General features: G+C 50.9%; 1 protein-coding gene. It reads right to left on the bottom strand.

Annotated features, from left to right (window positions below; all coding sequences use genetic code 11):
- The coding region (locus HT737_RS32975; protein WP_374011224.1) for a hypothetical protein at nucleotides 1-64 on the bottom strand (64 nt) is incomplete at its 3' end.
- Between the last annotated feature and the right edge of the window lie 447 nt (nucleotides 65-511).

Below are 511 nucleotides of genomic sequence, written 5' to 3' on the forward strand. Positions count from 1 at the left end.
AGTCACGGAACTGCTTGACGCGGTCCTCGATGATCCGCTGATCGTACTCGTCGTATACGTACATATAAGTCCTGTTCTCAGGCTTTGGGCTACTCGGAAAACGCTGCGTTTTCGCTTGCTGGAGTCCGATGGTGCCTCTGCAATTACGCGCGCACGGCCGCGCACTCCCTAACGGAGCCGGGGCAATATACCCGTTTGCAGTTATGCGCAAAAGTGATGTTTGAGTATATGTAAAGAACCAAATCGCCTAACGAGAATAGTTGTTGATTAACCCACATTTGTCGCGGGGGCAATCATCGTCTTAACTGTGATCGAGTCTTTCTGCAATCACCGATAAAACCGACAAGAGGCGATGCAATGAGCAATCCGACCAAGGCAAAGAAAAGCGATAGCAGTGTCGATGCATGGGCCATTCTGTTCCTGATTATTCTGGTCGTAGGGACAGCGGTATTCTGGGTCAGCCATCAGTAAACGACCGATCCGGGTCCGCTTCCGACGATTGTCGGACAAA

It is taken from the genome of Pseudomonas sp. MD195_PC81_125, assembly GCF_014060985.1.
Lineage (GTDB): Bacteria > Pseudomonadota > Gammaproteobacteria > Pseudomonadales > Pseudomonadaceae > Aquipseudomonas > Aquipseudomonas parakoreensis.